The sequence below is a fragment of the Microcoleus sp. S36a_B3 genome (assembly GCF_036700745.1).
In the GTDB taxonomy this organism is placed as follows: domain Bacteria; phylum Cyanobacteriota; class Cyanobacteriia; order Cyanobacteriales; family Microcoleaceae; genus Microcoleus.
On record NZ_JAUBPN010000042.1, the window covers coordinates 1 to 22,145 of the forward strand.

A 22,145-nucleotide genomic window follows, 5' to 3' on the forward strand; every position below is an offset into this window, starting at 1 on the left:
GTTCTGGCTGAGAAGGTTGTCTAGATTCTACGATTTGTGGAATTTCGAGATTTTCGACAATCGGTTCTGGCTGAGAAATTTCTCTCGACTCTACGATTTGTGGAATTTCGAGATTTTCGACAATCGGTTCTGGTTGAAAATTGGCTCTAGATTCTTGTCTTTCTACAAGTTCCAGAAAATGTGCTACTGATTGCACTTCAGGTTCTAAATCGTTGATTATCTCTATTGTTTCAAAAATCGGTTCTGGTTGAGAAAATGCGAGAGACTCTGTTGTTTCGACAATTGGTTCTGGTTGAGAAAGCTCGATCGACTCGACAATCGGTTCTGGTTCGGAATACTCGATCGACTCGACAATTGCGACAATCGGTTCTGGTTCGGGATGTGCGATCGACTCGACAATTGCGACAATCGGTTCTGGTTCGGGATGTGCGATCGACTCTACGATTTCGACAATTGCCAGATTTTCGACAATCGGTTCTGGTTCGGGATGTGCGATCGATTCTACGATTTCGACAATTGCCAGATTTTCGACAATCGGTTCTGGTTGAGAAAGCTCGATCGACTCGACAATCGGTTCTGGTTGAGAAAGCTCGATCGACTCGACAGTCGGTTCTGGTTGAGAAAGCTCGATCGACTCGACAGTCGGTTCTGGTTGAGAAAGCTCGATCGACTCGACAATCGGTTCTGGTTGAGAAAGCTCGATCGACTCGACAATCGGTTCTGGCTGAGAAAGTGCGATCGACTCTTCTGTTTCTACAACTTCTAGATTTTCGCCAACTGGTGCTGGTGGAGAAGGTTCTATCGGGAGTATCTCACTTTTGTGAAAAATATTTTTCACAAAAGTGAGCATCCTGCTTGCTAGTTTAGATGTCTGTAGCGAGTCAGATGCTGGGGTTCCTGTGACACCCAAACTGAGATGCTTCCCTTTTATCGACTCTGTTATTTCGAGAATCGGTTCTGGTTCGGGATGTGCGATCGACTCTGTTGTTTCGAGAATCGGTTCTGGTTCGGGATGTTCGATCGACTCTACTGTTTCGACAACTGGCTGGGATTCAGGCTGAGGATGTTCGATCGACTCTGTTGTTTCGACAATTGGCTGGGATTCAGGCGGAGAAAGCTCGATCGACTCTGTTGTTTCGACAATCGGTTCTGGTTCGGGATGTGCGATCGACTCTACTGTTTCTACAGGTTCGGATGCTGAATAAGAATCATAGAGCGACTCTAGCCTATCTGAAACTGGTAGATTTTCCACAATTGGTTGCGGTTCCGATTGATGAACATCGGCGATCGAGTCTTGAATTTCTGTCGCTTGCAGATTTCTATCGACCTCCGGTTCGCTGTGAACAAGAGTTTCTTCCGGTTTATTTTGGGCTGCTGTCAGCCTTAAGAACACATCTTCGAGAGTAGCTTGATTGCGGCGCATCTCGCAGAGTCCGAATCCAGAGGCGATAATAGCTGTGGCAATTTCTCGTCCGGGTTCTATGTCCGATTCGCACAAGGCCCGCAGGTGGTAACGACCTGCTACAAATTGCTGCTTGCGGATTAATTCGACCGATCGAACTCCCTGCACATTTTCCAAAGAAGGCAACAGCAGACTGTTCAACAAATCCGCCTCACCTTCAACTTCCACTTCGTAACCTTCTCCGGTGGCCAACTCTCCCATCAAATTTTCGGGAGTACCCGCAGCGACGATTTTACCGCGATTGATGATGGTGACGCGGTTGCAAGTCATGCTGACTTCCGGCAGAATGTGGGTGGAAAGGATGATTGTGTGCTGGCCGCCGAGGCTTTTGATGAGATTGCGGACTTCGATGATTTGGCGGGGGTCTAGGCCGACGGTTGGTTCGTCTAAGATAATCACTGGCGGGTCGTGGACGATCGCCTGGGCGATACCGACACGTTGCCGAAATCCTTTAGAAAGTTTGCGGATTAAAACTTTGCGTTTATCAACCAGGCCGCAGCGCTCGATCGCGGATGTGACTCGTTGCGCGCGATCGCCCGCCGGTACTTGCTTAATCCTGGCCACAAAAAACAGAAACCCTTCCACAGTCATTTCTGGATAAAGCGGCGGGTTTTCCGGCAGATAGCCGATGCGCTGTCTGACTTCCATCGAGTTTTCGTGTACGTCGAGGCCGGCGATGCGGGCAGTACCGCTGGATGCGGGCAAATATCCCGACAAAATCCGCATGGTTGTGGTTTTTCCTGCGCCGTTGGGCCCCAAAAAACCGAGAATTTCTCCTGATTCGACCGAGAAGGACACGTCCGCGATCGCTGCGGTCGAACCGTAATCCTTGCTTAAGTGTTCTACTTCAATCATTTTTCCGAAGCCAGTCGATTTTAGATTTTAGATTTTAGATGTGACTCAACCGCTTGTGCGCTGTGCGTCTTAGCACGCGAACAGTGGGGGTCGATCGAATTTATGGCGCAAATTTTAATTTGATTTTGTCTTTTAGTGTAGTCCGACCGTAACCAAATCTATCATAAGTGGCGATCGTACCAGAGAAACGCACGACGAGTTTAGGGCTGCCGTTGTCTCTGTCCAGCTAAGGCTGAGATTGCTTTTGCAATTTTATAAGTTTAAGCAATACTTCTCTCACTTAAGTTTTAAAGTTTAAAACAATTACTATTTTTTGGGCTGTAGAGTTCGGTCTTTTATTGATTTCATTCTCATTTAACTGACGAATTTAGGTCGTTTGCGTGGTATTATCAATTTAAAAATCTTGGCTACGTATGTCAATTGATAAAATAAAGCTTGAAACCCTATATATTTCGTTTTAGAATCCTGTTTCGTGCAGTTAATTGTTTTTTATACAAGTCGGTCAAAATATATTTTTGTTGTTGATTGTTAAGCAAGTGTAAAGCGGGGGTTGACAAAATTACGCTTTGATGAATGGGATTTTTTTGACGAACCGCGAAGGCGCAAAGGGCGCGAAGGAAGAGAGGAGGAAGAAAGCAGGAATTATGGTTGCTGAAATTGAGTTAACAGCCAATTTCCTACTTGTGCTTGATCTTGAGTGCGACTCCGCCGCAAAGCCTCTTCCAACAAATCAATAGTTAATCCCGGCAAAACTTCCGATCGCACAATCCGCCGACTGCCATTATCAGCAATAATAGCAAAGGCAATAATTTCGGATTTTTGCACGTCTAGTACCCAATATTCACCGACTTTTAGCTCTTCGTAAAGCAACCGTTTTTCACCAATATCATCAGCCCAAGTAGAGTCAGCAACTTCTATGACTAAATCTGGCGGTGGGGTAACGTCAAGACTTGCGATCGAAGTTCCCCTCGGTGCTAATTGCGCTCTTTCTCCGATATAGTATGATACATCCGGTTGACACTCTCGCACTCCTGTTTTCCTGTAGCTACAGTTATCCAATCCGTTAAGAGAGATACCTTTGATAGTACAAAATAGGTTAATTGCGAAAAGTGCGATCGCATTATCTCGTGAATGATCTGGCCCTACTGACATAGTTTCAATCCTCATTTGTCCGTTGCGGTAGTAGCATTTGGCTTTATTGTAAGCTGGGTCATCTGCCATTGCGATGAATTCTTCCCATGTTGCTACCACCCAGGTGTCTGTAGGTAATTTAGTTGTTAAGGTACTCATTTTTCACCTTTTGATTAGACAGTTTGGGTGACTATTTTTGTTATTCAATGACGCTCTCATTTAATCGTAGCATATTCGATCGCCCGCTCAATTTCCCCTTTTCCAAATCTTAATTTCCCCCAACCAACCCGCACTCACAATCGTCTTAGCATCTGCACTAATTCCCACAGCCGTAACATAGCCCGAATGTCCGCTCAAATTACCTTTCAATTCGCCCGATCGCACATCCCACAATTTCACGCTCTTATCCCAACTCCCACTAACCAGTATACTCCCATCCCGACTGATTGCCAGCGACCAAACCCCATCAGTATGCCCGCTTAAGCGCCGAATTAACTGCCCGTTTCCGACATTCCACAACCCAATTGTCCCGTTACTGTTTCCCGCAGCCAAAGTTTTCCCATCGGGAGTAAAAACTAGGGACAAAACAGACAAATTTTTGCCGGCAATTGTGCGAATTGCTTGACCTGTTGCTAAATTCCACAACTTAATTGAACCGTCTTTACCGCCACTCGCTAAAATTTTGCTGTCCGGGCTAATCGCCACAGCATTCACCAGTCCAGAATGCCCGGTTAAAGTCCGCAGCAATTCCCCAGTTTTGGCATTCCAAATCTTCACAGTTTTATCCCAACTGCCACTCGCGACAAACAAGCCGTCGGGACTGAGGGCAACGCTGGAAACAGCACCGGAATGCCCGCTCAAAGTGCGTACAACCGCGCCTGTTTCTAAATTCCAAATTTTTACAGTTTTGTCGTCGCTGCCGCTAGCTAACACTTTTCCGTCCGCACTAGCTGCGAGTGAATTTACGGCTTCTGTGTGTCCTTGCAGGGTAGTTTTTAATTGCCCGTCGGAAAAATTCCAAACTGAGATTGTGCCGTTGCTATTTCCTGTAGTAAAATAAGCTGAAGATAGGGCAAGGGAACTCACAACTTCCGAAGATCCTTTGAGGCTATTTGTGGCGACAAAGGCGCTCGCGCTTCCAGGCTTCCGAGGCGCATTATTAACAGGAGTTTTCTGGTTTCCGGCTGTGGGAGATTGGGGAACTAGCGGCAGCGAAACAGCCGATCGCCATTTCATGAAAGTATTGATTTCTATCCCCGCCGCCACGATTTTATCCGAATTTTCTTCTAACCTGACAATGCCGTTAATTGCCACAACTCGCCCCGCATCGTCGAGTACGGGCCCGCCGCTCATCCCCGCTCTCACTAAGTTATTGTATACCAAAGTATAACCGTTCCAGGGAGTTTGGTGGCCGGTAAGCTGACCTTCGGTAGCGATGAAAATCGGCTGTCTCAGGGAACCGCCGGATGCAGGCCAGCCGGCTACATAGGCTTTGTTTCCCTTGGTTGCTGCGGAATTGGCTAATTGAGCGAGGCGGTAGGTTTGAGGGCTGCTGAAGGGCACTACGGCTAAGTCCATCCCCGGCACTCGCCGCACGAGGCTGTAGTATACAGAGTGAGCTACACCGTCGGGTGTTACAACTTCGTAATCCCCTGCTTTATCGACAACGTGCCAGTTTGTGAGGATATAGTATGTGCTGCCTTGTTTCTCTAAAATTACTCCTGAACCGCCTTTTGGCCCCTGGATGCGCACGGTAATTTGTTTGGCGACGGTTTTTACTGCGTCGGCGGTTAAGGCTAGGGCGATTTGAGGTGATGTGAGTGGGATCAGGGCGATCGAGCTTAGGGCGATCGTAGCACTCAAAATAGCCGGAATTGTTCTGCTGTAGTTCATGATTGTGTCAATTTAACATACCCACCTATCAACGGACGGATCGGTTTTCCGGTTTGTGGCGCGTTGACGGTTGAGGATAGAAGAGTGTTTTGGGCGATCGAATTCTGTAGGGTGCGTCACTTGACCAAACCCAACGCTTGGGTTATTATGGGTCATATATAAAAAGTAAAAATAAAAATAAAAAATAATAAAAATTTATGCCCAAAGTTCTTGAAGACCTTCAGAACAATTTATTTGTATACATCTATACTAACGATCACACTCCTGCTCATGTCCACATCTTTAAAGGTAGAAAAAATGATGCTAACCAGATGGAAATCAAGATTAATATTGGCAGTGAAGAAGCACCTCCTACTTTAGTTTATGCTCACGAGCTAATAAAGAAGAAAGACATCGTAAATGCACTTAAACTTATAGCGATCAATCAAGAAATGCTGTTAAGCAAATGGAAAGAAATACATGGCATTTAAAAATTGGGATCTAGAATTAACAGAAGAAAATCTTCTAGAGCAAATAGCCAAAGCCAAAGAAGCATGGAAACAAGCCGAGGCGACAGAACCTCGCGCCGAATCTGTGCATTATAATCAGTCTGAAGATTTAATTACGATCAAACTGAAAAACGGTGCTATTTTTGCTTTTCCTCCACAACTAGCACAAGGCTTAGAAAATGCTTCACCAGAACAACTTGCTGATGTTTGGCTACCTCCTTCTGGTAGCAGCGTACACTGGGAAAGTTTAGATGTTGATTTTGGAATTCCCGAACTTATCGCAGGTATTTTTGGCACAAAATCTTGGATGGCTGAATTAGGTAGGAAGGGAGGAAAGGCAACTTCAACCTCTAAATCAGCAGCAGCAAGGCAAAATGGTAAAAAAGGCGGGCGACCTAAAAAGAATATTTCTGTTAATTCTTGAAATCAATTTTTAGGTGTCAGATGTCATCGACTAAAATCCCCGAATTTTCCAAAAGTTCGGGAATTTTGCCTTAAATATCATGCCAAATCAAAGAGCAAAAATTCCGCATCTTCCGCCGCTTCAATCACCAACTCAGCCTCATCGCTAACCGCCGCACCGTCACCTTTTCCTAAACTCAAACCGTTGAGCAAAACAGCGCCGCGAGCAACTTGCACCCAAGCATGGCGATTTGGCTGCAAAGTATGAGAAACCCGCGAATTTTTATCCAAAACCGCCGCATACAAATCGACATCTTGATGCACTTTTACCGCACCATCTCTCGCATCGCGCGCCGCCACAAGCCGCAGTTGTCCGCGCCTTTCGGCTAGGGGAAATTCCCGTTGTTCGTAACTCGGTTGCAAGTCATTTGTATCTGGCAACAGCCAAATTTGTAGCAAATGAACAGGCTCTGTTTGCGAGTGATTGAACTCGCTGTGCTGGATGCCAGTACCTGCACTCATCCGCTGCACTTCACCGGGTTTGATTGCTGCACCGGTTCCCAAACTGTCTTTGTGTTCTAATGCTCCTTCCAGTACATAGGTGATAATTTCCATGTCCTTATGTCCGTGAGTTCCGAAACCTTTACCGGGGCTAACGACATCCTCGTTGATTACCCGCAACGAGCGAAAATTCATATAATTTGGATCGTAATAGCTGGCAAAAGAAAATGTGTGGTAACTGTCCAGCCAACCGTGATTTGCGTGTCCTCTTGCTTCACTTTTTCTGACGGTAATCATTTTCTGCATCCTCCTGTAATTTGAGATTATAGATTTGAGATTGAGTAATTGCGAATGACTGAGGTCGCTCGTAGTTACGAGTACGGGCTTGGACTTCCCTTCTTTGACGGAACTCGTATAGCAATCCTAAATGATTGTCTGTAGGGACTAAGGCCAAGCCGTCTCCCGGACACGGCACTGCCGTGTCCCTACAGATGGATTTTGGGGAAATCACATTTATGTTCGCCGCACGTGATAATGATTTAGGATTGCTATATCAGTGAACTTTATCAGTGTTTCTGAGATACTTCTACTTTAAACCTAGTCAAGCTATTATGGAAAGTACGCACTTAAAAGTGCGATACTTACCAAAAAGATACTATGCAAGTCAAAGAAGGAAGTATTGAGAGAGCAAATTGCCCGGTAGAAAGAACTTTAGAGGTGATTGGCGGGCGGTGGAAAGTCTTAATTCTGCGGGAACTGTTTGAAGGAGTGAAGCGTTTTAACGAGCTGCAACGGGCTGTCAACGGCATTACGCAGAAAATGCTGACGCAGCAATTGCGGGAGATGGAGTCAGACGGGATTGTGCACCGGGAAATTTACCTGCAAGTTCCGCCGAAAGTTGAATATTCGCTTACACCTTTGGGCAGAAGCCTCAAACCGATTATTGATACGATGCACGAATGGGGAATTAAGCATATTAACTATAGTTAAGTGCGATCGTATCTGCTTACTTCCTAATTTCATACCGCTAATTATATCGTGTCCGATCAAATAACCGTTATCAAGTTTGTAGTAAGGAAATTAGTCCTCTAAGTTTGAAAAGAACTAAAGTCCTCACTGCTAACCGGTTTGATTCTAGTCCTTCCTGGCTATGTAGGGATGAATCCGACTGGTTTAGTCTGTTTTGTCAGGGTAATGGTTTTTTCCGTCTTCCGACTGATGTCGCTTTTTGTAGTTAGCCTAAAAATAATAATATGAACAAAATAGAGCGTCTCGCCACCCTCAACCGCATTCGCAAACTCAGCCGCCTGATGGATACCGCCATTGGCATCCCCGGCACTAAATTTCGCATTGGTTTAGACCCCCTTATCGGTTTAGTTCCGGGTGCTGGGGATCTCGTAGATACCGCGTTTTCCGCATACCTAATTTACTTAGCCACTCAATTCAATATCCCGCCCAAAACCCTCGGAAAAATGATTTACAATATCAGTTTAGAGGCCGTCGTGGGTTCAGTACCTTTAGTCGGAGATATCTTCGATGCTTTTTATAAATCCAACATGAGAAATTTGGCGCTTTTAGAAGCACATATCGAAGTAGATGAACCGGAATTAGTTGCGGTTGCAGAACCTCTTCCTAAATCTATTAAACTGTAGGGGCGAGCTCACAAATCATCTCTAACTCTCACTAACAATTTCAAAAATTCGCCTCCCACCAAACGATAAATTTAAACCTAAAATTTTTCCATCAAACCGTAGTTCAAGATATTAGTTGTAGGGTGCGTCAGTAGAAGTCGAGAGGCTTGTTTTAAATTGCAGGAACTGACGCACTCCCTAGCTTTCAGATGCGTGATATCGTTTCCGGTTGCATCGGAATGATTTAACCTTACTAGAACACAGAGAACACAGAGAGGTCAGAGAGAAATGAATAATTCCGATGCTAACGGAATTGATATGATATAGCCTTTCTGTGCTCTCATCTGAGGTACTATCCGGGATAGGGCATAGGCCAAATCGGGCATAGGGCTATCCTCACTTTTGTGATAACCGCTATATCAAATCCTCTCTATTCACTGTTAACATCATAAAGAATGCAACCGGAATTGGTATCAGTTCTTGAACTCTCAATTATTTCTTAAAAACTAACTCTAGCTGAAAGACCCTAATAACTACTAATCTGTTTGTACTGTTTGAGATTATTGGTTAACCCGCCTCCTGCCGAATTGTCAAAATCTGTCAAAGCGGATTTACCGAAATATTTATTATTATAAAAAACCTCAATTAACCCTGAATTACCCAACTATAATTTATGCAGAATAGCGTTTAATAGCTTTCACTAAAGCAATAATATCTTCTTCTTTAGTATTAAAAGCCGTTACCAGTCTAACAGTACATTTATCCCACCGATAAAACAGAAAACCCTCAGCTAAAACTGCTGTAATTACCGATTCGGGAAGCTGCATAAAAATTTCGTTGGCTGCCACGGGATGGCACAACTTGACTTTCTCAACTCCCGCCAAATCTGCGGCTAATTTAGCAGCCATTTTATTAGCATGAGCCGCATTTTTTAGCCACAGATTATCGGTTATGTATGCTTCTAACTGCGCCGACAAAAATCGCATTTTGGAGAACAAATGCCCGCTGCGCTTGCGGTAAAAAGGAAAAGTTTCTGCCAATTTTTGATTGAAAAATACTACTGCTTCGGCAGCCATTGCCCCATTTTTGGTCGCTCCAAATGATAGGATATCCACGCCGGCGCGCCAAGTAATATCTGCAGGAGAACAGCCCAAACTGGCAACAGCGTTAGCAAAGCGAGCACCATCCATGTGCAGGTGCAAATTGTGGCTGCGAACAATCTCGGAAATGCGGGCAATTTCCGCTGGATGGTAGACTGTGCCGGCTTCTGTGGCTTGTGTGATACTGACGGCTGCGGGCTGTACGTGGTGGACGACTCCTGCCCCAGCGCGATCGACTATTTCACCTAAAGTCTCTGCCTCTATTTTAGCATGATTTCCTGTTAGTGTTACTAACTTTGCACCGCCTGTAAAAAACTCCGGCGCGCCGCATTCATCCAGATTAATATGAGATTGGGCGTGACAGTAAACAGCGCCGTAGGTCGGAGTCATCATCGCCAGGGCTAGAGCATTAGCAGCGGAACCGGTTGCTACGGGAAAAACTGTCACCGATGTCTCGAACAAATCGGAAAATTTAACTTGCAAACGTTCTGTATATTCATCGTCTCCGTAAGACATCACTGCACCGCAATTCGCCGCTGCAATGGCGGTCATAATTTCCTGCGAAACCCCGGTGGCATTGTCGCTACAAAAATTCATTTGAATAATTGGTAAACAGCATCTATAATATAAATCAACAGTCAAAATTTAAGTATTAAAGCAAGAGAACTATGGCAGAGTACCGCCAAATAGAATACTGCATCGGCAAAGACGGTAAAATTACCGAAACCGTCCTCAACGCCACTGGTGCAAGCTGTACTGAAACCACCGCCGGAATTGAAAAAGCTCTGGGCAAAGTAGAATCTCAAGAGTTGCTACCAGAATACTATCAAGGCGAAGAAAATTCTATCGCCGAACAAACGCAGACGTTAAAACAAGTTTAGAAAAATTAACTATGTTTTATTTCCTGGGCGTAACAATTGAGACAACAACAGTGCCTGCCTTTAGTATGGCGCTAGCTGTGGGGGGCATTTTTCTAATTTTAGTTTACCTTTATGCTGCATCGGAGGCCGGAGATGCGATCGAGTTTAAGTACGATACCATTCTGCGGGAACGCATGAATCAGCTAGAGATTCTCGATTGGCAAGACTTGGGCGAGAAAGCCGGCTTAAGTCGCTTCGGGGTGCGCTTAGTGCGACAGGGAGACGTGGGAAAACTCACGCTAGACCAACTGAGGCGGCTGGCAACAGTGCTGAATTTGAATTTCCCAGAATTCGATCGCACTCTTAGCGCGCTGCCCGTATCGGCGACAATCACCACTAATCCCAACGAAATTGAAGAATTGAGACAGCAGTGTTTCCGGCTGCGAGAAGAATTGCAGCAGCAAAAAAGTCAACTAACTGCCGATTTTCGCCGCGCCACCTTTGAACAGTTGCAAACTTTGTTAATTACCTATCCCGCCGCCCGCAAAATGGCAGAAGCCAAGCCGAATATGCGCGCAAAAAATCTCTCCGCTTTGTTTACGCCCTTAGAAAATCTCTTGTCGAGTTGGGATTTTGAAACCATTGGTTCAGCTTGGGAACAAGTGACTTACAATCCGCAGTTGCACCAGCCGGATGTTAAAGATATAACAGAAGGAGAATTAGTTTATATTCGGTTTGTCGGCTATCGGAATGGAGAGCAAATTCTTACTCCTGCTAAAGTTAGCCGTACCCTGCCAGCGGCTATACACACTTAAATTTAAAATCTAAAATTTACATGGTTGCAATCGCAATTGACTTCGGGACTAGCAACACGGTTGTTTGCATTCTCAACCCGGACACGCAAACACCGGAAACTTTGAGATTAGGCGAAATTTCACGCATTTTCAAAACAAAGAATTCGAGCGGAGATGTCCGAGAAATACCTGTAGTCCCGACTTTGGTGTTTGTGAAAAATGGAGGAGAGTTGGTATTGGGAGAAAAAGTGCTGTCTCAGCGTTTGGGACAATCGCAGCCAGAACGTTTTTTCAAAGCTTTTAAACGCGATTTGGCCGCCGACTTTCAGCCGCCAGCCCGCAATATCGACGGCGAAACCTACACGCCTGAATCAGTAGCAGAACAATTTATAATAAGTATCTGGAAACAATTATCCGAGCAAAATATACAGCCAGATAAAGTAATTTTTACAGTCCCAGTCGGAGCATTTGAGCGATATCTGGATTGGTTTCGCGACTTGGCAGAATTGCTCGGAGTCTCGGAAGTTCAGCTAATCGATGAATCTACAGCCGCCGCCCTGGGATATGCAGTTAAACGTCCCGGTTCTCTAGTTTTAGTAGTCGATTTTGGCGGCGGAACTTTAGACTTAAGTTTGGTTCGCATGGCCCCTCATTTTTCATCAAAAAATAGCCAATCTCAAAGTTCAAATTTAATGCGGGCCGAAGTCTTAGCAAAATCCGATGCTTATGTTGGTGGCGAAGATATTGATATCTGGATTGTCGAAGATTATTTGCGGCAAATTGGTTCGTCACGGGCCGAAGTTGGCGGGGTGGGTTGGCAAAATTTATTAGAAATAGCGGAAAAGTTAAAAATTCAACTTTCTCAAGTTAATGACGCGAAGGAAAGTTGGTTTGACGATGAAAATTTTATGTCTTATGATTTGCAGCTAAACCGAGACCAACTTGAGGAAATTTTGGAATATCGGCAGTTATTGGAACAATTGCGGGAATGTTTAGATGAAGTGTTGAGCATTGCGCTCGAAAAAGGTATCGCTAAAGCAGATATAGAGCAAGTTTTACTGGTAGGAGGAACTTCGCTAATTCCGGCTGTGTCTAATTTAGTTATTTCATATTTTGGGCGGCAAAAAGTTAAAATAGATAAGCCTTTTGAAGCTGTGGCGCATGGTGCTTTAGCTTTGACACAATTGGCGACTGTTGACGATTATTTGCGGCACAGCTATGCAATTCGCCTTTGGGAACCTTACGCTAAAGCTTATGCTTATTCGCCGATTTTTAGTAAAGAAATGAAGTATCCTTGTGAAAATTCCGATGAGTTAACCTTACAAGTAGCCATTGAAGGACAAAGGGAAATTCGCTTGGATATTGGCGAAGTTGCGGAGGTGTCGCAAGCGGAGGTTGTGTTTAACGAAAAAGGGCAAATGACGAGCAGTTTGCTCAACAAACACACGGATTTTCGCTCTTTGGAAAGCCACCATCAGGAGGTTTGTGTGGCGCATTTGGATCCGCCTGGGGTGTTGGGAATTGATAGGGTTTCGGTGAGTTTTGAGGTGGATGAAAGGCGGGTTTTGTTGGCGACGGTGCGGGATTTGGTGACTGGTGAGGTGTTGGTGGCTAAAGGGGCGATCGCCAAACTGCAATAATGATACAATTTTTAGATAGGATTTGGCGATTCAAATCGCTTCTTGTCAAACTTTCGTCCCCGGCGCAGACTGAATAATATCGATTTAAATCAAATTTATTTCGTGATGAAAAAACAACAAAATAAATTCAGCCACCTGACGGCAATCGAAAGAATTTACTTGTCATTTCCAGCCAGATTTTTATTGGATAAAAACTTGCTGCAAGGGAAAGTCTTAGACTTTGGTTGCGGCTTCGGCAGCGATGTTAAATTGTTGCAGCAAAAAGGCTTTGATATTGCGGGTTATGACCCTTATTATTTCCCAAATTTTCCAAAACACAAATTCGATATTATCTTTTGCTTTTATGTTTTGAATGTTTTATTTCCTGAAGATCAAGCTAATGTGTTGATGGAAGTGTCGCATTTGTTGAAACCGGGAGGCAAAGCTTATTTTGCAGTGAGAAGAGATCTCAAAAAAGAAGGCTTTCGAGAACATTACGTGCACAAAAAACCTACCTATCAGTGTATTGTCAAACTTCCGTTTAAGTCAATTCACCTAGATGAGTCTTGCGAAATTTACGAATACGTACATTACAACTATCAAAGAAACTCAACTAATCACTGCGTATTCTGCAATCCCTACAAAAATCTAACTTTACTAACTGAATCGGCAACAGCTTATGCAATATTTGACGGTTATCCTGCCAGCAAAGGTCATGTTTTAATTATCCCCAAGCGCCATATTGCTAATTATTTTGAGTTGCCTTTTCGAGAACAATCTGCTTGCTGGTTTATGGCGAATAAGGTGCAAGAGATGTTAATAAAAGAGTTTCAGCCTGACGGTTTTAATGTGGGTATCAATATTAATAAAGATGCGGGGCAAAGTCGCAGTCACGCTGCTATTCATGTGATTCCGCGCTACAGGGGCGATGCGGGGAAGAAAGGCGGGATTAGGTATGTGATTCCCAAGAGTGAAAAATAAAAGTTAGCCAATTGTGAAATGGATTTTTTACCGCAGAGGCGCAGAGAACACAGAGGAATAGAGAGGAGAGCAATTCATAATTTTTGTAAGGATTGTTAAAATTGAGCAAAGGGCGAGCAAAATAGGGTTAAAATATGTTTGCCAAGTCTCAAACTACAGATTAGCAGTAATTTGGTGTTCTGTTTATGTCTAAGCGCAAAAAGCAAGAATGGCTCAAGGAAACTCTAGAGCTTAAAGAAAACCACAATTGGACGTCACAGCCGGGAACTCGCATTTTTGTAGCAGGAAGAGGTGCTGTTCGGTTTGATGTCCCCGAAGATTGGCATTTTGAACCTGATACTAATTCCTTCCGATTTACGGATAAGAAACCGCCGGATGATGATTGTCGTTTGGAGGTTTCATTTAATTTGTTACCTCCAGGCAATTGGGGAGAATTTCCTCTTGTGCCGCTATTACAGAAGATTGTTGAAGATGATAGCAGAAATCCGATCGCTTTTGGGGAAATTATTCAATTGAAGCGGCAAACTGCCCGCATTGTGTGGACTGAATTTAAGTTTATTGACCCTCCCGAACAGCGGGAAGCTTATTCGCGAATCTGTATTGGATTGGGTTCTAATGTTCAGTGTTTGATTACTTTTGATTACTGGGTTGATGATGAGGAACATTTGACTCCTGTCTGGGATACGGTGATGGATTCGTTAGTTTTGGGCTTGTTTATTAGTGACCCTCGAACGGGTTTCGCACGGCCCGATTAGGTTTTGGCAAATGGCAAGTGTCAGCACTAGGTATCATCTGGATCGTCGCCTCGCGATCGCTCTCTTTGTTCTGCTTTTAGGGGCGATCGCACTTCCGGCACATCAAGCTTTTAATTGGCAATCAAATTATTAGTCAAGTAAATCGGTTCTCCCGATCGCCCGTTAGCGAAGCCCGCCCCTACGGGGGCTACGCCAACGAAAAGGATCGCCAATTCCCCGCAAAATACTAACACAAATACACTACAATTATCCCACCATCCGGCATCAACCAACTTGTTAACCCCATGCTTTGCGATTACCTAGTCCAAATCCTCACCGCCCGCGTCTACGATGTTGCTCAAGAAACACCCCTAGAAATAGCCCCCAATTTATCAGAGCGGCTCAACAATAAACTGCTGCTGAAACGAGAGGATATGCAGTCTGTGTTTTCCTTTAAGCTGCGGGGTGCGTACAACAAAATGGCGCAACTGTCGCCGGATTTGCTAGCACAAGGTGTCATTGCAGCTTCCGCCGGCAACCACGCCCAAGGAGTCGCTCTCGCCGCCCGCCACTTGGGAACTCGCGCGATTATCGTGATGCCTGTAACAACGCCGCAGGTGAAGATAAATGCGGTGATAGCGCGGGGTGGAGAGGTGGTTCTGCAGGGGGATACCTACGATGATGCTTACGCTTTTGCGCGCCAATTAGAGGCGGAAAAAAACTTAACTTTTATTCACCCTTTTGACGATCCGCACGTAATTGCGGGACAGGGTACGATCGGCATGGAAATTCTGCGGCAACATCAAAAACCCATTCACGCAATTTTTGTGGCGATTGGCGGCGGTGGATTGATTTCGGGAATTGGGGCATATATCAAGCGGTTGCGGCCGGAAATTAAGATTATTGGGGTTGAACCTGTGGATTCCGACGCGATGAATCAATCGCTAAAAGCTGGTAAACGGGTGCGTTTGTCGCAGGTGGGTTTATTTGCTGACGGTGTTGCTGTGCGGGAAGTTGGGGAGGAAACTTTTCGGCTTTGTCAGCAGTATGTGGATGAGATTATTTTGGTGGGTACGGATGATATTTGCGCGGCGATTAAGGATGTTTTTGAAGATACGCGATCGATCTTAGAACCTGCAGGCGCATTGGCGATCGCAGGTGCGAAAGCTTACGTGGAACGGGAACAAATTGCAGGAGAAACATTAATTGCTGTTGCTTGCGGCGCGAACATGAATTTCGATCGCCTGCGTTTTGTAGCAGAAAGGGCAGAATTTGGCGAACAGCGGGAAGCGATTTTTGCAGTGACAATTCCCGAACAGCCGGGAAGTCTCCGCAGGTTTTGCGAATGTTTGGGAAAGCGCAATTTGACTGAATTTAGTTATCGAATTGCGGATGAAAAAGCAGCCCACATTTTTATTGGGTTGCAAATTATAGACCGTGCTGATGCGATTAAAATAGCTGCAACTTTTGAAGATTGCGGTTTCAAAACTTTGGATTTAACTGATGATGAATTAACAAAATTGCACTTGCGGCACATGGTGGGCGGCCGTTCTTTCCTGGCAAAACATGAACTGTTTTACCGCTTTGAATTTCCCGAACGTCCCGGTGCGTTGATGCAATTTGTGGGTTCGATGAGTCCTAATTGGAATATCAGCGTTTTTCACTATCGGAATAATGGGGCTGATTACGGGCGAATTGTGGTGGGGATACAGGTACCGCCAGATGAGATGCAGGAATGGCAGGATTTTTTGGATACGCTGGGCTATCAGTATGGGGATGAGAGTCAGAATCCGGCGTACAAGCTGTTTTTGGGATAGTTTGGTTTGTGGTGTGGAAACAAATTAATATTTATGAACGTGTTGAAAAAAATACTGCCGTTTTTTTTGATGATTTTTGCTGTTGCTATTGTGGCAGCAGTTACACATTTTGCGATCGAACAAATTTCCAGCCCAGTCAGTTATTTTCAACCTGTGGATACCAGAGATGGTGCAGAGTTGTACAAAAAAGAACTACCCAACGGAAATCAGGCTTATTTGCAAGTTATTAACGTGCAAAAAATGCAAATAGACCAGCTAATTGGAGAGGTCGATCGGATGGCTTTCAATAAAGGATTGTATTATCAGGGAGAAAACAAATATTACAGTCCTTTCTTTAAGAGCAAGTTATTCTCTGAAGTTACAGGAGAATACAAAAACATTTATGGAAATGGTGTTTTTTCCGTGATTAACTGTTCTTTTTTTGAACAGTACAAACGCAGCACGCAGCTATCTTTTCCGGTCAAATTCAACGGTCAAGTTATTACTGGCGGTAACAGCATCTACGGCCCAGTCAAGAAACCCAAAGATGGACTATATAAAAATGTTCGATTGAAAGCTTTGGTATGGAATGATCGAGAAGCATATATCACAAATTACGAACCGCAAACCGGAACGCCATTGAATCAAAAAGAAGTACAAAATGCAGTGGTTACTTACGAATACAAGCACCATCCAGCTAAACTATTATCTAAAAATCCTGCAAATAGGTATCACGTCATCGGTACGCTGGACAAAGATGGTCGCAAGGGTAATGAATTGCTGGCAATTATCACAGTTAATGAAGCGACATTAGACGCAGCAGCTAAGTTAATGCGAGAATTCGGAGTGAAAGGAGATATAGTGACGATCGACGGCGGACTCTCAACTTATCTATTTAATCCTAAAATCGGCGAGATTATGTTGCCTAAATCCAATGATATTGCCACTCGCGAACTGCCGCACTATTTAGGATTTAGGAATAGAAAATCTAAGACAGCTTCACCAAAAATATTGGTTGCTAAACCAGCAGGAAAAGTGGAGGTGGAAGCAAATAAACCTTATTTGATTTTGTGGAGAGACAATATTCAGGAAGAGGTCAAGATTGAGCTGTATCGAGAGAATAAGTTTGTTCAAAGTATAGCCAACCGCGCGACTAGCGATGGGGTTTATGAATGGAAACCTAAGATTGCTGTAAAATCAGGCTCTTTGATTCGGATTTCAAGTGTTAAAAATGCCAAGGTGTCTGGGGCTTTGCAGTTGTGATTATTGTTGGTCAATAAATATAGTCGCGATCGCAAATTCCGCACATCCTCAATACTGAGTCCGGTTGTTTGACCGATAGTTGCATCATCCAGGCGATCGCGCGGCGGTACAATCTTCCTGACGTTGAAACGATTTGGTAGTTGCGGGCGATCGCACTTTTTTATGGTAAGGGCGATCGATCTGTAGCTGCACACCACATCGCAAATAAATTATAGTGGACATTAACGCTTCAGCTCAATATCGAACTCAAGCCGAGAACGATAAAAGTGAACGTCAAATTCTAAGAAAAAATTTGTCTGTCCCAGAATCAATGATACGCTGTCACTTTTGCCCAAGCAAATACTAATCTTACCGGAGCAAACTCCCCTATTTCAGCCATGAAAAATACTGGCATCGCTGGTTGATTACCAATGTTACCAGCAAGTCGAATAATGGCTTTACTGTCATCCCAAACTAAGCCAAGCTGAGTTCCTATTTGGTAAGGCAATACATTCACGGTTGCACCGCTATCTACTAACCCAACAACTTCGACTCCCTGGTTATTGTGGTGCAGAATCAAGGGAATGCGGGGTAGGCTATCAAACTCATCTTGAGAGGGGTCATTGGTAGAGTATTGGAATCGAATAATACTCAGTTTTCCTTGTGGTTAGCCCGGTTCATTGCCTGCATTAAAGCTGCACCCGCACCAAAATTATCGTATGGGGTTGGCAGGTAGTAAATTTTGTAAGGTTCCAAAGGAAAAGTATCCTCACTGATATCTTCTTCCGCCATTAGAATGCGGATTAACTCTCGTTTGTCGATCGCAGACAGTTGTCTGATGGTAGGGAGTAATTCTGTTAGTGTCATCGGTTGTTTTCCTACGATGCGTCTATGTTAACGCTAGCAGGTCAACGTAGTAATTGCAACTTCTAGGGGAGTTTGACAAAGATCGCGCGATCGCTCCTAAAATGCGATCGCGCGGCGGTATGATATTCCTGACCTTGAAACGATTTGGTAGTTGCGGGCGATCGCACTTTTTTCCGGTAAGGGCGATCGATCTTCGCAGACCACAATCTATTCTGGTTTTATCCAACCTTTAACGGTCGCCTTCCCGACATCAGGGCGAACTCATCTAAATTTAATATTAACAAAATCTGGTATATTGGAGAATAATTATTGAACACCTACAAAACATTTAATCAGAGTTCGCCCTGTATGAAACTCAAACCTAAAATCTCCATTGCCGACCATTTTATGATTTATAATATCCAAGAATTTAGCGGACGAAACATCATCAATTAATATAGCGGTTCTCACAAAAGTGAGGTATGCCCTATCCCCTATGCCCTATCCCGGATAGTAACTCATATGAGAGCTTGAAAGGCTATATTATCAAGAACTCAATTTGTGCAGTGATTTGCCGTGCTAATACATGGGTGGATATCAAAAGTTACGGGCGAACCCAACACGAATGATTAAAGAAAATTATAGAATTGCCGATAAGATGCGTTCCCCTTGGATGAGTTCGTAGTGCGGACTAAAGTCCACACTACGAACCTTTTTTGTTACGATAGTAGACCGGAAATGATATTATCTGCGTTCGTCAGTGTTAATCTGCTTAAAATATGCAGCTAACCCATCAATCAAATATTTATCCAACTCAAGCCTAATTTAGAACTTACGGAAAAAAACGGTGGCTGGGATAATTATTGCTCCTGCGAGAGATAGTTGATGAAAAAGCAGATTTTTTGCCCTCGCTAGGGTTTATAAGTGTAATTGACTAACTGATTTATGGCGCACCCTGCGGAATTTTGATAGGTTAAATCAGTTAAATATCGTAGAATGTTTGTGGATGAACTTCTTCCTGCACAAGCAGAACACAAATTATTGATATTTCAAAAATGTACGTAAAAAAACAGCGTCCTCCTGCTTTAATGGCAATTATCGTTTACAAAACTTTGGTCGCCGCTTTCTTGATATTAACTTCAATAGCTTTGCTTTTTGCCCTAAAGAACCATCAATTTTTGGAGGATTTCTCGGAATCTTATTTTTTAGAAACCAATTTGAAGATAGTTGAAATTTTTCTAGATAAAATTCTTCTTGTCAAATCTAAAACTTTACTTTTTAGTGGACTGGCTGCCGGAGTTTATGCAATTTTAACGGTGTTTGAAGTGGTGGGATTGTGGTACGAAAAAGATTGGGGAACAATCTTAGTATTAGTGCTGGTAGGAATCAGTATTCCGCCAGAAATATATGAGTTATCTCAGGGCTTCACCGTACTTAAGTTATCGGTATTTCTTGGAAATTTAGCCGTGCTGTGGTATCTGCTGCACCATTTGCCGCAGCATGGCAAAAAAGATTAAACTTGAGTTGCACTCACTTTTAATGATTGAATGATCTGCGTCCATAAGTGTTGATCCACTTAAAATCTGCGGTTAACAGTTCGATCGAATATTTATGCAACTCAAGTCTATTAAAGTGGACTCGATTGAGAAGACACTCACTGGATGCGATCGATTCCAGCATCTGCAATAGTAGGCTGATGTCTGGCTCTGTGACATAAGTAGGTCGGCGGGATTAAACTGAACTATGTAATTGTATGTAAACAGCGTCTCCTAGTCATGCTTTCTTGGTATTTTGATACTTGACGATCGTTTGTTTACATAGTTGCATTTGACAGCGCCGACCTATTTAAGCGATTGATTTTAATGTCCTGACATTTCTTTCACCCCATCGGGGCTGTTGTGTATTGCCAATCGATCGATCAATGTGGCACTTGCTTCATTCAACCCAATCAGATCAACCTCTGCACCATTACGGCGGAATTTAATCACTACTCGATCGATCGCCACAACTGCCCCTTGATCCCATAGGTGAGCGTGCCTAAGATCGAGCGTGACGCGATCGACCACTTCTTGGAAATCAAACGCCTCTAAAAAATCATGTACCGACACAAAGAAAATTTGCCCAGCGACGTTATAGGTGCGATGGCTGCCATCAGCACTGAGCGTTTTATCCACAAACACCAACTTAGCAATCTTGCGAGAAAAGAACACCGTACTCATCACAATTCCCGCGATCACGCCAAGGGCTAAGTTATGAGTTAACACCGTGATCAAAACAGTCGTAATCATCACGGCGGTTTCACTCCGAGGCGTGCGGGAAATATTCTTAATTGATGCCCAGCTAAATGTCCCGATCGACACCATAATCATCACAGCAACCAAGACGGCCATCGGCATTTGCTTGACCCAAGTTCCCAAGACAAGAATGAAAAATAGCAGAAAAACACCCGCAACAAAGGTTGAGAGTCTTCCCCGTCCGCCAGACTGAATATTAATCACCGATTGCCCAATCATGGCGCACCCTGCCATCCCGCCAAAGAACCCAGTGATGATATTGGCAATGCCTTGACCCTTAGCTTCCTGGTTTTTATCGCTTGGTGTGTCAGTGAGTTCATCCAGCAGTGAAGCCGTCAGCAGTGATTCCAACAAACCGACGATCGCCAGTGTCAAGGCGTAGGGAAAGATAATCTCCAAGGTTTCCAGATTTAATGGCACTTTTGGTAGAGCAAAAAAGGGCAAAGCACTGGGCAATTCCCCCATATCGCCCACAGTGGGAACCTTGAGTTTAAGGGCGATCGCAGCAACAGTCATCACCACAATTGCCACCAATGACGAAGGCACCGCTTTCGTAAAGCGAGGCAAGATATAGATAATTGCCAGGGAGAGCGCTGTAATCACATATACCGTCACAGGTACGTTAGTTAATTGCGGCAACTGCGCCATGAAAATCAAAATCGCTAGGGCATTGACAAATCCAACCATTACTGCACGGGGCACGTACTTCATCTGTCGCCCCAATTTCAGTACCCCAAACAGAATTTGCAACACTCCAGTCAAAAGAGTAGCTGCGAACAAATACTCCAAGCCGTGATCCTTCACCAACTGGATCATTAACAATGCCATTGCACCTGTGGCTGCTGAAATTAAGCCCGGTCGTCCACCGAAGATTGCCGTCGTCATGGCAATGATAAATGAGGCATACAGTCCTATTTTGGGATCGACACCAGCAATAATTGAAAAGGCGATCGCCTCTGGAATTAGTGCCAAAGCGACCACTGTTCCTGCCAAAATATCAGCTCTCACATTTGAGAACCATTCCCGTTTTAGGACTTGAATATTCAAAAGTTTCTCCTTGATTAGCGATCGACCGAAAAAATATATCCACGCTCACGGCCTGTGAACGTTACCTACTAGCAAATATTGGATTGTGTTGAATTACTTTCTGAAAAATGCCTATCAGATGCCACACGCCTCTACTGCGTGGGTTCACCACAGACACCATCAACCTACACCGCTCTTAAGGTGGACTAACTGCTAACTTAACGAGTTTCTGACAAACCATCGCTCTCACAATCCCTGCTTTATTCCATTAACCAAGATGAATTTAGGTGTTTCCCCGATTAGGCTGGAATCATGGGTCACATCATATCATCTCTAATGTCTTTGTTTCCAACTTTAGTGAGTTGATCCTTTTTTATTTTTTTAAGTTTAAAATCGAGATTCAGCAATTTTTATTACCATAATATTGATCACAATTAAAATAACAACCTAAATCTTTACAGAAATTTCCTGATTATAAAGATTTGTTAAA

Annotated in this window: 23 protein-coding genes; 12 read left to right on the forward strand and 11 right to left on the reverse strand. The window is 44.0% G+C overall.

The annotated features are described in order from the left end of the window. From QUA01_RS27540 to QUA01_RS25460, 3 genes are all read right to left on the reverse strand, one after another. Positions 1 to 2,317: ATP-binding cassette domain-containing protein (locus QUA01_RS27540; RefSeq protein WP_442922026.1), on the reverse strand; the 2,317-nt coding region annotated here is incomplete at its 3' end. 642 nt (positions 2,318 to 2,959) lie between these two features. Continuing rightward, complete coding sequence (locus tag QUA01_RS25455; RefSeq protein WP_333093290.1) at positions 2,960 to 3,607, reverse strand: Uma2 family endonuclease; 648 nt, start codon at positions 3,605 to 3,607, stop codon at positions 2,960 to 2,962. Between the two features lie 87 nt (positions 3,608 to 3,694). Further along, positions 3,695 to 5,341, reverse strand: a complete 1,647-nt coding sequence (locus QUA01_RS25460) for a trypsin-like peptidase domain-containing protein (protein WP_333093291.1) — start codon at positions 5,339 to 5,341, stop codon at positions 3,695 to 3,697. 197 nt (positions 5,342 to 5,538) lie between these two features. Between QUA01_RS25460 and QUA01_RS25465 the strand changes: the two genes are divergently transcribed. Continuing rightward, entirely contained in the window at positions 5,539 to 5,811 is a 273-nt protein-coding gene (locus QUA01_RS25465; RefSeq protein WP_333093292.1) for a DUF4160 domain-containing protein, read from the forward strand. Further along, positions 5,801 to 6,253, forward strand: a complete 453-nt coding sequence (locus QUA01_RS25470; RefSeq protein WP_106334455.1) for a DUF2442 domain-containing protein — start codon at positions 5,801 to 5,803, stop codon at positions 6,251 to 6,253. Before QUA01_RS25465 ends, QUA01_RS25470 begins: the two co-directional genes overlap by 11 nt. Positions 6,254 to 6,330: 77 nt before the next feature. Here QUA01_RS25470 and QUA01_RS25475 read toward each other — a convergent pair whose 3' ends face one another. Both QUA01_RS25475 and QUA01_RS25480 read right to left on the reverse strand, forming a co-directional pair. Beyond that, a complete protein-coding gene (locus QUA01_RS25475; protein ID WP_333093293.1) occupies positions 6,331 to 7,029 on the reverse strand; it encodes a pirin family protein in 699 nt (232 codons plus the stop codon). Next, positions 7,007 to 7,243 (reverse strand): hypothetical protein, encoded by a 237-nt coding sequence (locus tag QUA01_RS25480; protein WP_333093295.1) that lies wholly within the window; start codon positions 7,241 to 7,243, stop codon positions 7,007 to 7,009. The genes QUA01_RS25475 and QUA01_RS25480 overlap by 23 nt, the downstream gene beginning before the upstream one ends. Positions 7,244 to 7,389: 146 nt before the next feature. Between QUA01_RS25480 and QUA01_RS25485 the strand changes: the two genes are divergently transcribed. After that, positions 7,390 to 7,722: a winged helix-turn-helix transcriptional regulator gene (locus QUA01_RS25485; RefSeq protein ID WP_333093296.1), complete on the forward strand. Its 333-nt coding sequence runs from the start codon at positions 7,390 to 7,392 to the stop codon at positions 7,720 to 7,722. A 263-nt stretch (positions 7,723 to 7,985) separates the two neighbouring features. Then, positions 7,986 to 8,384 carry a DUF4112 domain-containing protein gene (locus tag QUA01_RS25490; protein WP_333093297.1) on the forward strand — a complete coding sequence of 133 codons (399 nt, stop codon included), beginning with the start codon at positions 7,986 to 7,988 and terminating at the stop codon, positions 8,382 to 8,384. Positions 8,385 to 9,034: 650 nt separating this feature from the next. Here the strand turns inward: QUA01_RS25490 and QUA01_RS25495 are convergent. Then, complete coding sequence (locus QUA01_RS25495) at positions 9,035 to 10,060, reverse strand: threonine aldolase family protein (RefSeq protein ID WP_333093298.1); 1,026 nt, start codon at positions 10,058 to 10,060, stop codon at positions 9,035 to 9,037. 71 nt (positions 10,061 to 10,131) lie between these two features. Between QUA01_RS25495 and QUA01_RS25500 the strand changes: the two genes are divergently transcribed. From QUA01_RS25500 to QUA01_RS25530, 7 genes are all read left to right on the forward strand, one after another. Next, positions 10,132 to 10,344, forward strand: coding sequence for a DUF2997 domain-containing protein (locus QUA01_RS25500; protein ID WP_333093299.1), 213 nt, complete (start codon positions 10,132 to 10,134; stop codon positions 10,342 to 10,344). Positions 10,345 to 10,355: 11 nt separating this feature from the next. Next, a complete protein-coding gene (locus QUA01_RS25505) occupies positions 10,356 to 11,138 on the forward strand; it encodes an XRE family transcriptional regulator (protein WP_333093300.1) in 783 nt (260 codons plus the stop codon). A gap of 20 nt (positions 11,139 to 11,158) precedes the next feature. Further along, entirely contained in the window at positions 11,159 to 12,757 is a 1,599-nt protein-coding gene (locus QUA01_RS25510) for an Hsp70 family protein (protein ID WP_333093301.1), read from the forward strand. 105 nt (positions 12,758 to 12,862) lie between these two features. Beyond that, positions 12,863 to 13,717 carry an HIT family protein gene (locus QUA01_RS25515; RefSeq protein WP_333093302.1) on the forward strand — a complete coding sequence of 285 codons (855 nt, stop codon included), beginning with the start codon at positions 12,863 to 12,865 and terminating at the stop codon, positions 13,715 to 13,717. 185 nt (positions 13,718 to 13,902) lie between these two features. After that, positions 13,903 to 14,472, forward strand: coding sequence for a hypothetical protein (locus QUA01_RS25520; protein WP_333093303.1), 570 nt, complete (start codon positions 13,903 to 13,905; stop codon positions 14,470 to 14,472). 284 nt (positions 14,473 to 14,756) lie between these two features. Then, complete coding sequence (gene ilvA, locus QUA01_RS25525) at positions 14,757 to 16,268, forward strand: threonine ammonia-lyase, biosynthetic (RefSeq protein ID WP_333093304.1); 1,512 nt, start codon at positions 14,757 to 14,759, stop codon at positions 16,266 to 16,268. A 33-nt stretch (positions 16,269 to 16,301) separates the two neighbouring features. Continuing rightward, positions 16,302 to 17,510, forward strand: a complete 1,209-nt coding sequence (locus QUA01_RS25530) for a hypothetical protein (RefSeq protein WP_333093306.1) — start codon at positions 16,302 to 16,304, stop codon at positions 17,508 to 17,510. 84 nt (positions 17,511 to 17,594) lie between these two features. Here QUA01_RS25530 and QUA01_RS25535 read toward each other — a convergent pair whose 3' ends face one another. The 4 genes from QUA01_RS25535 to QUA01_RS25550 all read right to left on the reverse strand — a co-directional run bounded on the left by QUA01_RS25535 (position 17,595) and on the right by QUA01_RS25550 (position 18,562). After that, positions 17,595 to 17,732: a hypothetical protein gene (locus tag QUA01_RS25535; RefSeq protein ID WP_333093307.1), complete on the reverse strand. Its 138-nt coding sequence runs from the start codon at positions 17,730 to 17,732 to the stop codon at positions 17,595 to 17,597. Positions 17,733 to 17,817: 85 nt separating this feature from the next. Beyond that, on the reverse strand, positions 17,818 to 18,069 hold the full coding sequence (locus QUA01_RS25540) for a hypothetical protein (protein WP_333093308.1): 252 nt from the start codon (positions 18,067 to 18,069) through the stop codon (positions 17,818 to 17,820). A gap of 71 nt (positions 18,070 to 18,140) precedes the next feature. After that, a complete protein-coding gene (locus QUA01_RS25545) occupies positions 18,141 to 18,356 on the reverse strand; it encodes a hypothetical protein (RefSeq protein ID WP_333093309.1) in 216 nt (71 codons plus the stop codon). Positions 18,357 to 18,418: 62 nt separating this feature from the next. Then, positions 18,419 to 18,562, reverse strand: coding sequence for a hypothetical protein (locus tag QUA01_RS25550; RefSeq protein ID WP_333093310.1), 144 nt, complete (start codon positions 18,560 to 18,562; stop codon positions 18,419 to 18,421). Between the two features lie 828 nt (positions 18,563 to 19,390). Here QUA01_RS25550 and QUA01_RS25555 point away from each other — a divergent pair. Beyond that, the gene (locus QUA01_RS25555; RefSeq protein WP_333093311.1) at positions 19,391 to 19,852 is read left to right on the forward strand and encodes a DUF2127 domain-containing protein; all 462 of its coding nucleotides are present in this window, start codon (positions 19,391 to 19,393) and stop codon (positions 19,850 to 19,852) included. Positions 19,853 to 20,194: 342 nt separating this feature from the next. Here QUA01_RS25555 and QUA01_RS25560 read toward each other — a convergent pair whose 3' ends face one another. After that, complete coding sequence (locus QUA01_RS25560; protein WP_333093312.1) at positions 20,195 to 21,676, reverse strand: SulP family inorganic anion transporter; 1,482 nt, start codon at positions 21,674 to 21,676, stop codon at positions 20,195 to 20,197. Between the last annotated feature and the right edge of the window lie 469 nt (positions 21,677 to 22,145).